This is a genomic window from Salmonella sp. SJTUF15591, from assembly GCF_043356435.1.
GTDB lineage: Bacteria > Pseudomonadota > Gammaproteobacteria > Enterobacterales > Enterobacteriaceae > Salmonella > Salmonella enterica.
Map to the genome: position 1 here is coordinate 1 of NZ_JBEUJO010000003.1, position 15,728 is coordinate 15,728.

At 47.1% G+C, this 15,728-nt stretch carries 4 protein-coding genes and 1 pseudogene; 3 read left to right on the top strand and 2 right to left on the bottom strand.

Features of this window, described 5'->3' with window-relative positions:
- Positions 1-10,551: pseudogene (siiE, locus tag ABVM99_RS07495) on the top strand (non-fimbrial adhesin SiiE); the annotation flags it as partial.
- 39 nt (positions 10,552-10,590) lie between these two features.
- Entirely contained in the window at positions 10,591-12,657 is a 2,067-nt protein-coding gene (siiF, locus tag ABVM99_RS07500; protein ID WP_023194815.1) for an SPI-4 type I secretion system protein SiiF, read from the top strand.
- 277 nt (positions 12,658-12,934) lie between these two features.
- Here siiF and ABVM99_RS07505 read toward each other — a convergent pair whose 3' ends face one another.
- Entirely contained in the window at positions 12,935-13,216 is a 282-nt protein-coding gene (locus ABVM99_RS07505) for a YjcB family protein (protein ID WP_000719058.1), read from the bottom strand.
- A gap of 561 nt (positions 13,217-13,777) precedes the next feature.
- Here ABVM99_RS07505 and ABVM99_RS07510 point away from each other — a divergent pair.
- Entirely contained in the window at positions 13,778-15,379 is a 1,602-nt protein-coding gene (locus tag ABVM99_RS07510; RefSeq protein WP_001651250.1) for an EAL domain-containing protein, read from the top strand.
- Here ABVM99_RS07510 and soxS read toward each other — a convergent pair.
- Positions 15,367-15,690 (bottom strand): superoxide response transcriptional regulator SoxS, encoded by a 324-nt coding sequence (soxS, locus tag ABVM99_RS07515; protein WP_000019483.1) that lies wholly within the window; start codon positions 15,688-15,690, stop codon positions 15,367-15,369. The two genes, ABVM99_RS07510 and soxS, sit on opposite strands and share 13 nt — an antisense overlap.
- Between the last annotated feature and the right edge of the window lie 38 nt (positions 15,691-15,728).

Sequence of the window (15,728 nt, forward strand, 5' to 3'; positions counted from 1 at the left end):
CCGCAGTTCCAGGTGACGGTACCGACGGATGTCAACGTGGTGCGCCTGAGCATTGACGGCGGCAAAACGTGGTTTAACGCCACACAGAGCTCGACGTCGGGAGTCTGGGATTACACCTGGCTGGCTGATGTGGGAGAGGGGAAGCATACCCTGACAGTGGAGGCGACCGACAAGGCGGGAAACAAGGCAACACAGCAACTGGAGTTCACCATCGACACCCTACTGTCAGAGCCGACTATCGCTCTGGACAGCACGGACGACAGCGGAACAAAAGGCGATAACCTGACCAATGTGAATAAGCCGACGTTTATACTGGGCAATATTGACGCGGACGCACGGTATGTCACGGTTGAGGTACAGCATGGCGGCACGAAAGAGGTGCTGACGGCCACCAAAGGCGCGACCGGCATCTGGAGCGTGACACCGACCGGCACATGGGCAGATGGCGACTATACGCTGACGGTGAGGGTGGAGGATGATGCGGGGAACGTAAAATACTCAGCGCCGCTGACGGTCACGGTTGATACCCAAATCACCATTGATGATATTGAACTGGTTAATGACAGCGGTACTAAGGGCGACAATCTAACTAACGACGCCAATCCACATTTCCGCATCACGGTGCCAGGGGATGTCAACGAGGTCAGTCTGAGCATTGACGGCGGTGTAACCTGGGTTAAGGCGATGCAAAGCTCGAAGTCGGGCGTCTGGAATTATACCTGGCCAAAGACATTGGCAGATGATGACTACACGTTAACGGTGAAAGCGACTGATAACGCAGGCAATACGGTGACCAGGACGCTCGACTTCACTATTGATACCACGCTGTCGACGCCGGTTATCGTACTGGATAGTGCGGACGATACCGGTGTCCAGGGCGATAACATGACCAATCGCACCCAGCCGACATTTAACCTGCAACATATTGATGATGATGCCGTTCGCGTTACGGTCAGCGTGGAGCATGGCGGCGGCGTCACCACATTTGACGCGACTAAAGACGCAGGCGGATGGACCTTTACGCCGCCGACATCATGGGGGGCGGGCGATTATACCCTGAGTGTGTCAGTCGAAGATAAAGCGGGGAACACCAGCCATTCTGCATCGCTGAAGGTCACTGTCGATACCCAAATCGGCATCGACAATATTGAACTGGTTAACGACAGTGGTATCCCCAATGACAACCAGACCAACAACGTGCGCCCGCAGTTCCAGGTGACGGTACCGACGGATGTCAACGTGGTGCGCCTGAGCATTGACGGCGGCAAAACGTGGTTTAACGCCACACAGAGCTCGACGTCGGGAGTCTGGGATTACACCTGGCTGGCTGATGTGGGAGAGGGGAAGCATACCCTGACAGTGGAGGCGACCGACAAGGCGGGAAACAAGGCAACACAGCAACTGGAGTTCACCATCGACACCCTACTGTCAGAGCCGACTATCGCTCTGGACAGCACGGACGACAGCGGAACAAAAGGCGATAACCTGACCAATGTGAATAAGCCGACGTTTATACTGGGCAATATTGACGCGGACGCACGGTATGTCACGGTTGAGGTACAGCATGGCGGCACGAAAGAGGTGCTGACGGCCACCAAAGGCGCGACCGGCATCTGGAGCGTGACACCGACCGGTATGTGGGCGGATGGCGACTATACGCTGACGGTGAGGGTGGAGGATGATGCGGGGAACGTAAAATACTCAGCGCCGCTGACGGTCACGGTTGATACCCATATTGCCATTGATGATATTGAACTGGTTAATGATAACGGTATTCCCGGCGACAACCTGACCAATGACGTTCGTCCACACTTCCGCGTCACGGTGCCAGGGGATGTCAACGAGGTACGTCTGAGTATCGACGGCGGTAATACGTGGGTTCGTGCAACACAGGGCACGGCAGGGATCTGGGATTACACCTGGCCGAAAGATGTGACCGACGGGCTACATACCCTGACGGTAGAAGCGACCGATAAGGCGGGAAATAAGACGACGCAGACGCTCGATTTTACCATTGATACCCGGCTGTCAACGCCTACCATCACTATGGATAGCAGGGACGATACAGGCGCCATTGGCGATCATATTACGAGCGTCAAAACACCGGGCTTTACCATTGGCAATATTGACGCCGATGCGCACTCGGTCATTTTGCGGATCACGCAGGGCAGCAATAGCCAGGAAGTGAAACTGACCCAGGTCGGCGGTCAGTGGCGCTTTACGCCAGATGCTGACTGGGCGGACGGTAGCTATACGCTAACGGTAGAAGTCCAGGATAACGCGGGGAATGTCCGCCAGTCCACGCCGCTGATAGTGACGGTAGATACGCAAACCAGCATTACCGATATTACATTGGTCAATGATCATGGCGTGCCTGATGACAATCTAACTAACAGCACCCGTCCGCAGTTTGAGATCACGGTGCCGGCGGATGTGAATTCTGTGCAACTGAGCATTGATGGGGGCGCAAACTGGGTGAGCGCGGCGCAGGGTATCGAAGGCGTCTGGGGCTATACCTGGCCAACGGATATGGGCGATGGAAAACACACCCTTACCGTCATGGTCACCGACAGAGCGGGCAATACGGCGACGCAAACGCTTGAATTTTTCATCGACACCCGGTTGTCGACGCCGACCATTGCGCTGGATAGCACGGATGATACCGGTACGCCTGGCGATGATATGACCAATCGCACCCGACCGACCTTTATTCTGCAGAATATCGATTCGGATGTTATCAACGTTACAGTCAGCGTCACGCATAATGGAACGACAACCTCGTTTACCGCGACACAGGGGGCTGGAGGCTGGAGCTTTACACCGCCAGCGCCGTGGGGCGACGGTGATTATACGCTGACGGTGACAGTGGAGGATCGGGCGGGAAATACGCGTCCGTCTACGCCGCTGACGGTGACAGTGGATACGCAAATAGCCATTGATCATATTGAATTAGTCAACGATAGCGGCGTCCCTGGCGATAATGTGACAAAACATGTGCGTCCGCAGTTCCAGATCTCGGTACCGGATGATGTGGAAAAGGTTCTTCTGAGTATTGACGGCGGCACGACCTGGGTTACTGCAATCAAGAGTTCGACGGCTGGCATTTGGGATTACACCTGGCCGACGGATATGCCAGAGGGACAGCATACCCTGACCGTGGAAGTGACTGACGGTGCGGGTAATAAGATGACAGAGACGCTCAATTTCACTATCGACATCACGTTGTTAACGCCAACCATTGAGCTAGCGCCCGATCAGGATACCGGACAGAATAAGAACGATAATCTGACCAGCGTCACTCAGCCGGTATTTGTGTTGGGGAGTATCGATAAAGATGTTCGACACGTGGAATTGAGTATTGAGCATAACGGCACGTTTAAAACGGTGGTACTCACCGAATCAGCCGACGGCTGGCGCTATCGACCGGATGCTGCTTTGGCGGACGGTAGCTACACATTCACCGTGACGGTAACAGATGTGGCAGGCAACCAGCAAACATCCGCGCCTTTAAAGGTGACGATAGACGGTACGTTGACTACGCCGGTGATTGAACTGGCAGCTGGCGAAGATAGCGGTACTGTTGGCGATCGCCTCACCAATCACGATCGGCCTGTGTTCGACATACGCCAGGTTGATTCTGACGTTACGCGCGTGATGGTCAAAGTAACTTACAACGGTAAAACGCACGAGGAAGCGGCGGTATTCACCAATGGTCAATGGCGCTTTACGCCTTCTGCGAGCTGGGCTGATGGCTCATATCAGTTAGCCGTTGTGGTGGAAGATCTGGCGGGGAATGTAAAAGAATCTGCGCCGTTAGAGGTGCGTATTGATACCACGACAACCATTAACAATATCGTATTGCTTAATGATACTGGCGTGCAGAATGATCAATTAACGAATGTTGCCAAACCGTCATTCAGAATTGACGTTCCCGGTGATGTCATCCAGGTACGCGTAACCCTGGATGGTGGCGCTAACTGGAATGTGATACGCAAAAATGCCGACGGACAGTGGATTTTTGACAGCCCGAATACTCTGGTTGACGGCACATATACCCTTCGCGTAGAGGCCACGGATCAGGCAGGTAATATTGCGAATAAAGATTTAGTATTTAATATCGATACTAATATACAGGTTCCGACTATTGCTTTAGACGCAGGACAAGATACCGGAGCGAATACCGCCGATAATATCACTAATATTTCACGACCCACCTTTACGATTGGTAATGTTGACCCCGATGTTATCAAAGTCGTGGTGACGATTGATGGTCATGATTATAACGCGACTAAGGTTGGGGCTGGTTGGCAATTTACACCAGGCAATGCCATTCCGGATGGTTCTTATAATATTACCGTTACGGTTGAAGATAAGGCCGGAAATACCGCGACATCGAAACCATTACCTGTTGTGATAGATACAACGGCTGAAATTGAAAGCGTCACGTTGGTTACAGATAGCGGTGATAGCGATGTAGATAACATTACCAAAGTCGACAAGCCGCAGTTTAGTATTGTTACCGCTGATGATATTACCCATGTGCGCGTTAAAATCGATAACGCCGCTAATTGGATTGAACTCACAAAAGGAGGGGATGGTCGCTGGATATTTAATGTCGGTTCGGCATTACCTGATGGGCAACACACTCTCTTGGTTGATGTGACTGATATCGCCGGCAACGTTGCGCAAGAAACGCTGCAGTTTACGATTGATACGACTCTGCGAGAGCCGACAATTGTACTCGATCCCACCCATGATACTGGTGATGATGCTAATGATAATCTTACCAGGATTAACAAACCGGTGTTTATTATCGGTAATGTCGATAATGATGTATCACATATTGTGATTCATATTGATGGTCGGGATTACACCATTGAAAACACAGGGGGGAATTTAACCTTTACGCCGGAACAACCGCTGTCTGACGGTCAGCATACGATCTCTGTTACCGTAACGGATATTGCTGGCAATACCAAAACATCGGCCGAACTGCAGATTGAAATCGACACGCAGGTTCAGATTGACAGTGTTACGTTAACAACAGATAGCGGCGTCAACGATCACGATAATGTCACCAATGCTACCCGTCCCTCTTTTGAAATTGCAACGCCTGATGATGTGACATCGGTGCTGGTTTCTTTCGATGGCGTAAACTGGACGCCTGTCAGTAAAAATGCGGCCGGGCAGTGGCAATTTACTGCAGGTAGCGCATTGTCTGATGGTCATTATACTCTCCATGTCCAGGCGACGGATCGGGCAGGGAATACGGCAAATTCCACGCTGGGCTTCACCGTGGATACGCAGATTGACGGCCTGAGCGTCGTGATGCTGGACGACGCCGGAAAGGATTCTACGGATGGTATTACGAATATTACCTCTCCACGTTTTGAAATTTCAGCCAGAGAACCGCTGCAGAGCGTGACGGTAATTTTAAACGGGAAATCCAGCACACTGACTCAGGGGGCTGGTAATAAATGGCTATTTACCCCTGATACACCGTTAGTGGATGGAACTTACAAAATAGAAATAGTGGCTGAAGATATCGCAGGTAATAAAATTAGCAAAGAGGTATCATTCACAATAGACACTATTGTTTCTGATCCCAGTATTGATTTGCTGGATGCGGATGATACTGGCGAAAGCGCTGTTGATAATATTACGAGTGTCACTAAACCACGTTTCGTTATTGGCAATGTACCCGCCGATATTGATACTGTGGTAATCAGAATTAACGGCGTTTCTTATCCGGTTACGGCAAATGGCAATAACCTCTGGGAATTTCAGGTTCCCGTTGCGTTAAACGATGGCGTATACGAAGCCGTTGTTGTCTTCAGAGATATTGCCGGAAATACTTCTGAAACTAAGCTGCCCTTTACCATTGATACCACGACAAGCGTCAGTGTCAGAATGGAGCCAGCGTCTGATACCGGCAGCTCCAATAGCGATAACCTTACGAATAAGCAAAATCCCAAATTCGAAGGTACTGCGGAGCCTAATGCGAAACTGGTGATTACCATTGTTGACGATAAGTCAGGTCGGGAGGTTCTAAAACACACGATTACGGTTGGCGCCGATGGCAACTGGAGTGTGACGCCGAATATACTGCCGGATGGCATGTATACCATCAACGTCGTCGCAACAGATGTCGCGGGAAATACTGCGCAAACGCAGGAAAGATTCACTATCGATACGGTTACGATCGATCCCACCATTCGCCTTTCGGATCCATCTATTGATGATCAGCATGAAGCAACCAGCCTACGTCCTGAGTTCAAAGGGCTCGCCGAAGCGTTCTCGACGATTATGATTCAGTGGGATGGGAAAGTGGTCGGCTCGGCAAACGCCAATGCGAATGGCGAATGGAGTTGGACGCCGCCATCAGTATTAGCGCCAGGCTCCTATGTTGTGAGCATTGTTGCCAAAGATAAAGCGGGTAATGAATCGTCGCAGGTCGACTTTCCTGTAGTAATACCGGTTATTGATGTCACGCCTCCAACCATAAAGCTCAGCGAGGAGAGCGATAGTGGTGCCTTAGGAGACTTTACCACGAATAATAAAACGCCGACCCTGGTTGGGAACACGTTACCTAATGCGATTGTGAGTATTTATGTGGATGGCGTGAAGGTCGGCGAGGCGACAGCGGATACAGCGGGTCGATATACTTTCCAGTTATCGGAAATGAAAGATGGCCATTATGTCGTCCAGGTGGGTATCGTCAACCCTCGCGATAATAGCGAACTGCGTTCCACCGCCGTTGATGTCACTATCGATACCGAGGTTGCTGAACTGGTATGGAATATATCTGGAATGCATGAGGGCGGATATATCAATACGGTGACGCCGGAGATTGGCGGTACCAGTGAGCCAAACAGCAAAATCACTATCTTTGTGAATGGCGTTGAAAAAGCGATTGCTTATACGACAGGCGCAGGACACTGGGGCGTAGTATTACCCGCTTTGGGTAATGACGGTAATTATGAATTAACGTTTAAAGTTGAAGACGTTGCCGGCAATATCAGAGAGTTTGGTCCGCAGAATGTAATACTGGATACAGTAATTTCGCCGTTAACCGTGGTATTACGCGAAGCTGATGACAGTGGCAAAGTTGGCGACTGGATCACCAATAAATCTCATGTCACCATCGATGGTACTGCCGAAGCCGGAAGTACTTTAACCATCAGGAATCCGCAGGGGGTGGTTATTGCTACCCTGGTGGTAGGCAATGATGGTCGATGGAGCGCAGAATTAGATCTGCGTGAAGGTAGTAATGCCTTTGTCGTGGTATCGGAAGATAAAGCGGGCAACAGTCAACAAAAAGATATTCTGATAGAACATGATACGCAGATTGAAATCAGCGATATTTCATTAAGTCGGGATACTAATAGCGGTGATAAATATGATCTGATTACCAATAATAAGTCTCCGGTACTGGTTGCCATGACCGATCCCGGCGCGACGGTACAGGTTTATATTAATGGTGTGTTACAAGGCACAGTAGAGGCGAGTTCGTCAGGTAATATTAGCTATACCATGCCGGCAAATAGCGCCGACGGCGAGTATCAGGTGCAATTTGTTGCTACGGATACTGCTGGTAACCGGGTTGAGTCTGCGATTACAACCGTGACAATCGATTCTAAAATTGCTGTCTTTGACATTGATGAAGATTCATTACCGGTCCTCTCTAATAACCGGGCGTTGTCAGTCTCAGGTGTCGGGGAGGCTGGTTCTCAGGTCAGCATCTTTGTCGATGGTAAATTAGTCAACGTTGTTATGGTTGAGGCTGATGGCACATGGCGCGCGCCGATACTGCTGCAAGATGATGGTAAGTTTAATATTCATTTCAGCATTACTGACGTTGCTGGCAACACTGAAGTGAGCAAGGATTATAGCGTGGATGTCGATTCATCAACCGCCTTCCCAACGCTCAACCTTGAAGATGCGAGCAACTCTGGTTCACTTGACGATCTGATTACTAGTCACAACAAGCCTGTGTTAGTTGGCACCGCAGAAGCGGGAGCCACAATCCATATTTATGTGGATGAAAAGATCGTGGCAAATGTGCTTGTGCTTGAAGATGGAACCTGGTCCTATCAGTTTGATAATGCGTTAAAAGATGGTGAATATTCTATCCGAGTGGTTGCCGAAGACCCGGCAGGTAATACGGCAGAATCGCCTCGCTTACTCGTCACGATAGATACCAGTACGTTTATCGATAATCCTGTTATGATGGCAGGTTCTGATAACGGTATTTTCAGTAATGATAGTATAACGAGTCAAACCCGGCCTGCGTTTAGTATTTATGGAGAAATGAACCAGAGTGTTCAGATTTTCATTGATGGGGTGTTAGTCGATACGATCACGGTGACGGACAGAAATCAAGTTTATCGACCTGAGTCACCGTTGGGCGATGGTTCCCATAGCATTTATTATGTTATCACCGATAAAGCAGGCAACACGGCTACCTCGAAAACGCTAAACTTTACTATCGATACCTTTAATACGACGCCTGTCGCCATTGATTCTATCGGCGGACAAACGTTAGCAGAGATGACCGGTAGTGATGGCAAAATATATATAACGGACACGACACGTAACTTATTGTTTAGTGGCAGTGCCGAGCCCAATAGTAAAATAGAAATCATCATTAATGGCTTAAATGTGGGGGAAGTTTGGGTTAATGACAAAGGCCACTGGCAGATGCCGGTGAACCCGCTTTATTTCACAGAAGGCCAGCTGGATATCACTGTTAAATCTACGGACCGTGCTGGTAACGTCAATCAGGAAAAGTATTCCATTTGGGTCGATACGCATATCCAGGTATTTACCAGCGAGCTTGATGACAATAAATCATCATCGAAAACGGACTGGTGGAGTAATAGCTCCACTATTACCATGAGAGGTATGGGGGAAATTGGCGCTACGGTATCATTAATCGTGGCAGGGGTCACGCTGGCAACCGCTGTCGTTGCGGCTAATGGGCAGTGGGAGTTATCGACCGATCAGCTTCCGGAAGGGAAATACGATATCACGTTGAGTATTGAGGATAACGCAGGCAACCGTAAGGAAGAGGTACATGAAATATTTATTGATCGAACGCCGCCAAACGCTCCGGTCGTAACGTATTCAGATATTGTCAACGATCTAATTATTATGCAGGGGACGGCGGAAGCCAAATCTCAGCTAATAATAACCGATAGTAATGGGAATACTTATACGTTAACCGTTCCTGATAATGGTAAATGGAGTATGGCGATCCCGTATCCATCGGAAGGGAAGTTTACCATTACGAGTGTGGATGCGATTGGTAACCGGAGTGATGATGTCCCTCTCGATATCATGAAAGAGACTCCTGTTATTTCATTATCTCCAGACTCAGACAGTGGTACGGCGGGCGATAATATTACGCGAGATAATCAGCCTACCTTTATTATCGGGAATCTGGAAAGCGATGTTGTGGTCGTTCAGGTCGATATCAATGGGACCGTATATAATGCTGAAAAAAATGCCGATGGCGTTTGGTTCTTTACGCCAGGTACACCGTTAGCTGATGGTTCCTACACGATATCGGTAATCGCAAGCGATGCCGCGGGTAATCAGAAAAACTCGTTACCCATTACCGTTACGATCGACAGTACGCTGACCGTGCCGGAGATTGCGCTGGCAGCAGGTGAAGACAATGGCGCTTCAGACAGCGATAACGTGACGAATCACAATCACACCCAGCCTAAGTTCACGCTGCAGCATATTGATGCTGATGTGACCGGGGTGACTGTAAACGTGACGCATAATGGCGTGACAGACATCTATCAGGCGACGCAAGGCGCGGATGGCTGGACCTTCACGCCGCCAGCCGCCTGGAATGATGGTACTTACACGCTGAGCGTGACGGTGGTGGATCGCGCGGGGAATTCACTGCAATCTGCTTCGCTGGAGGTGACGGTTGACTCAACGGTGACGGTAACAGCGGATAGCCAGCATGACGATGCGATCGATGACGCCACGGCAACAGCGGTTACTCCACCGGTGTCTGAAACAGTGAATGCCGAAAGCGCTACGCATCTCCGTACAGTGCCGTCTGCGGCGGAAGAAAGCGTGGTGAAGGAGACAGCCTATAGTATTACATTGTTAAACGCTGACTCTGGGGATGAAATAGATCGTTCAATTAGTCAGACACCTTCTTTTGAAATATCAGTACCTGAGAATATTGTTAATGTCAGTGTTATGTTTGAAGGAGAAGAGTTTACTCTGCCGATAACTAACCAGAAAGCAATATTCGAAGTTCCGCTATCTTTGGAAGATGGTGAATATACTATGGACGTGAAATTCATTGATAAGGACGATGATTTCCTGATTAAGGAAAAAACATTCTCAGTCGATCACTCCTCGGCGGATATTGTGAACGCAATGAATGCAAGAGGAAAGACCGAGGACGATATTAATGATTCCCCTTCCACGAGTTCTGTAGGGCACAACAATAACGGCGCTATTGATGTTTTCGCCGTTAATGAAGTTACGCTACCTGTAGATAATCAAGAAGAACACGCATAATAACGGAGACCCCTCACCTTTGGGTGAGGGGGTTTACTTATGGATAAAAAACTAGAACCTTATTATTTAAGTGCGGAAACGGCATTATCTATAGTGTCTAAAAAATTCAACATAAAAATTGACATCAAAGAGGATGATATAAATTTAAGATTTAAAAAATACGACAGAAATAACACTGATGACTCTATACAAATGAAGAATTTCTTTTTGTCGTTAGGGCTTTCTCTACAGGATATATTATTTAATAATGGTGAGGATTTACTAAATGAGCCTATGCCGATTTTACTATTAACACCAGAAATGAAGTGGATGGTGTGTGTGAGTGGCGGGCAAAAAATAAAGTTGGTAAACGCGCGCGGTGAACTCTGTTATGTTGAAATTGAAGATGAATATTTAAAAGAGTTATCTGCATTTAGTATACTACCTTTAAATAAAGTTGTTGATAGTATAAGAGTAAAAAATATCATAAAAAACTCTTTATCGATGAACAAGATTTTTTATACTAAATACTTCTTTTCATCTCTTTTTATGGCAATTTTTGCGTTAACTATTCCAGTATTTAGTAATCTGTTCTATGATAAGCTTGTTCCAAGTGCTTCGGTTTCATCTTTATTTGGCGTGGCTATAATTGTTGCTGTATTTATTGTTTTTGAGTTTATCCTTCGTACTTCGAAAGATATTTATCAGTCTATCACAGCAAGGCAGGATGACGTCGATATTGATATCGCATTTCTTGAAGCGGTCCTGTATAGTAAAAAGAAAAATGGCAGATCCATGTCATCAGCATTTGTGCTATGGAATGAGTTTCAGAAAATTAAACCCGTTTTATTAAACTCGATCTTTCAACGTATAGCCGATATTCCAATATTTATTATATTTCTCATTGTTATATATGTAAATTTAGGTCTGGTCGTTATTGTCCCTGTTGCCATGTTTATCGTCTCTATTATTATTTCCCTCGTTAACCACCATTATACTAATGAGTTAATGAACAAACAAAAAGAAGGACAGAAGAACAGGAATATCTTCATCTCAGAGGTTTTCTTATCTATTAAAATGATCCATACCTTAAATAATCAAGGTTTACTTTTTGATTGGGTCAACACATCAAATGAACAGTCGTATCTTAACCTGAAGATAAGGAAATTAAATCTTATCTATCAATCTATATTGGGGAGTATGTCATCTATTACCCAAATAACTATTATGGTAATAGCCTTTTTTATGGTAATCAAGGGTGATGTTACTACTGGCGCAATTGTTTCATCTGTCATTGTCTCTGGTCGTATTTCCGGGATCATTTCGAATTTTTCTTCTACATTAATCTCTATTTTATCAGCAGAAAAAACCGGTAAGGATCTGCTTTCTTTTTTTGATGAAGATCAGGCAGAAAAAACACCGGCATTACAGTCTATATCAAAGTGCAATGGCGATATCTCTATTCGGGGTGTGAGTTATCAGTATGACGCTCAATCTCCGCTGATTATTAACCGACTGTCTATAGACATACCTGCGGGGCAGCGTGTCGCAGTGATAGGCGAATGCGGTGCAGGAAAAAGCTCATTACTGGGAATGCTATCTGGCTACCTTTCGCCAACAGACGGCGCCATCTTATATGATGGATATAACTTAGGGCATTTATCGCAGAACTTTTTTTCTCAGCATTTAAGCGTGGTGACGACACATGATGTTTTATTCACCGGAACCATTGAAAGTAATTTCGCGTTAAAACCGCAAAACGACAGGGGCCGGGTACTCAAGGCGCTTCATCTGGCGAACTGTGGTTTTATCTTGCAACATCCTATGGGGCTGAAGTTTCCGGTGAATTTTATGGCTAAAAACCTGTCATCCGGACAGCAGCAGCAGTTATTATTAGCACGTAGTCTGAGCAGTAACGCCAGCGTCTTTTTATGGGATGAACCAACATCAAATCTGGATGAGAATACCGAGAAGCAAATTTTTGATAACTTAGATGAGTTTATTCATGGGAAAACGTTGATCATGGTGACGCATCGTCGATATCTGATAAAGTATTTTGACCGGGTCCTGGTAATGAAAGGTGGAAAAATAATCCGTGATTGTTCTCCGGATAAATTATTAATGTAAAATAAGCAGCGCTTGTCGCTGTTATCAGGTGGTACTGCTTAATAAAAAAGACCCGTTGCACAAACGGGTCTTTTTTGTCATTTAACGAGTCGGCAACGTCTTCAATAAGTTTAGCTCGATTCTGTTAGGGCTATTCCACTTGCCATTTTTGGATAACCACACCTGGCGGCCCTCATCAACGGCAATGCGAGGGACGTGATGGTTCGCAAGGCTGCCCCTGGCGCGCGGTTCCGCGTTGAGATAACCGGTGGGCGGCTTCAGCGGCAGCGATAGCCTATCAGGTCAGCACCATCGGCCATTCTGGCGGGGTCTGGCTCATCGTTTCGACCATTACGGCTTCAATGTTATGCCAGATCGCAGCGAGATCCATCATGGTAATACCGAGTAAACCGGTGGCAAACCAGCAGGCGGATACCACGCCCAGACCGCTACTGATCACCGCCAGACCAATATAATCTGATTTACGGAAACGGATATTGAGCGTGCTGGCTAAAAACATGAGCACGGCGCTCAGCAGTTGCCAGCGGAGAAGAACGACACCAGTGGTTATGGCAGCCATGAAACATTTCCTCTGAATAGACCTTTGTCCAGGACAGCACGGCGTTGTTCCCGGGAAACGTGGGACATTCTGGCTATCAACGGACGTCACATCAACATCGAATGAAACATTGTTTCTATTTCATTGTTTTTGTGAACTATATCACAAAAACCAGCTTGTTCGCCAGATCGGCAATGTATTTTTTGTGCGTTTTATAACCGTATTTTTTGTGTGACTTCTACGCGTCCGTAGAGAAACTGCCGGAAAGCAAAGATGTATTATTACTACTCTTTTATTTTTTTCGTGAAATTCAGACCTGATAAAAATATCAAGTTATTTATCAAAAGAAAGGAGTAAAGATGTATACCCCATCGTTTACTTAGGTATAAATCTGATATTATCAAAAATATTTAGCGTCCTGCCTGGTATGCGAAAGAGATTGCGCGTAGTTATTAATGGTAAATGTTGATCGGTAAAAGTCTGTTGCTAATATTGATAAATTCATGCACCGTAAACCTCCGTTTGGTTCATGTCTTATTTTGCCAACAATAGTCACAAATAATGCAGGGAAATAGGCTGAAAATGAGTCAAAGCACACGACGCAAGGTGTTGAGATTTCTCGGAACGATCATTGTGGTGTTACTTCCTGTATTGCTGGCGATCTGGTTTGCTCATATCCGGGCAGTCTCTGAAACCAGAAATCAGTTACATTCATTTGCGCAGTTGGTATTAGATAAAACGGAGCGGGTTATCCTGCAAGCAGATTTAGCCCGCGATGCCGCTGAACAATATCAGGGGCAAGCCTGTACGCCAGCCCATCAACAGCGAATGCTGAATATTATCCGCGGTCGTTTGTACATTAATGAGTTGATTTATGCTAAGGGCCAGCGTTTTCTATGCTCTACGGTTATGACGCCAACAAGTCCTTATTTTATTCCCCGCGCTGACTATAAACGAAAGCCTGACATCGCTATTTATTACTATCGTGATACGCCTTTTTTCAACGGTTATAAAATGACATATATGCAGCGGGGAAACTATGTCGCGGTTATCAATCCCTTATCTTATAGCGAGGTGATGTCAGACGATCCGGCGTTGGCCTGGGGAATGTATGATACGGTGACCAACACCTTTTTCTCCCTGAGTGAACAGGCGCAGGCTGATCAGCTATTACCTTTGGTACGACGGAGTGAACCTGTGTTCCAACAGGGTGAGCGTTTTTATACTCTGGTTAAATCAGCAAAACGACCGGTTGCCGCGATTGTTTCAACCTCAAAGCAACGCTTTTACCAGAACCTCTTTCATCAGCTTACGTTAACGCTACCGTTAGGGATCATCTGTAGCATTATCATCTTATTTATGTGGTCACGATCCCGGCAGGCATATTACTCACCGCGTCGATTGCTGCAACGGGCCATTACCAGGCACCAGCTTTGCCTTCATTATCAGCCGATCATTGATATCCGAAACGGGACATGTGTAGGTGCCGAAGCGCTATTGCGTTGGCCGGGCTATCACGGTCCGGTGATGAGCCCGTGCGAATTTATTCCGCTGGCGGAAAAAGAGGGGATGATTGAGCAGATCACCGATTATGTCGTCGAAGAGGTATTTAATGATTTAGGTGGTTTTCTGGCCTCGCACCCGCATCTTTATGTCTCTATCAATCTCTCTGCCGCCGATTTTCTCTCTTCCCGACTAATTGTGATGATTCATGAAAAAACGCGTCAGCATTCAGTGCTTGCGCAACAGATAAAGGTTGAAGTGACCGAGCGCGGATTTATTGATGTGCCTAAAATGACGCCGATTATTCAGGCGTTTCGCCAGGCGGGATACGAGGTGGCAATTGATGACTTTGGTACCGGCTATTCGAACTTGCATAACCTGTACTCATTAAATGTCGACCTTTTAAAAATTGATAAATCTTTTGTCGACACGCTAACCACTAATAGCGCCAGCCATTTGATTGTGGAACATATTATTGAAATGGCGCAAAGTTTGCGGCTAAAAATCATTGCTGAGGGGGTTGAAACGGCTGAACAGGTTAGCTGGTTGCTAAAACGCGGCGTTCAGTATTGTCAGGGATGGCACTTTGCGAAGGCGTTACCACCGCAGGAATTCATCTCCTGGCTACAACAAACGCCCGCGCCTCTGACGATACGCGGGCAGACGCCTTACAGGCGGTGACGGTAATCGCTGGGAGTGCGATCGAACTCGCGGCGGAATACACGCGAGAAGGTTTGCTGCGATACATAGCCCAGGTCCATCGCGATATCAAAAATCGGGCGCTCGGTCGTTCGTAGCTCAACAGCCGCCAACAGGAGACGGCGCTGGCGAATATACTCGCCTAATGTTTGATGCGTTACCGTACGAAACATCCGCTGCAAATACCACTTGGAGTAGCCCGATTTTTTTGCCACCACATCAATGTTTAGCGGTTGGTCGATATGTTCATCAATCCATTCGATAAGGGTCTGAATTATCTGCTGATGCGACATATTGTTGCCTCTTAAACAGTATTCGATTCGTCGTTTTG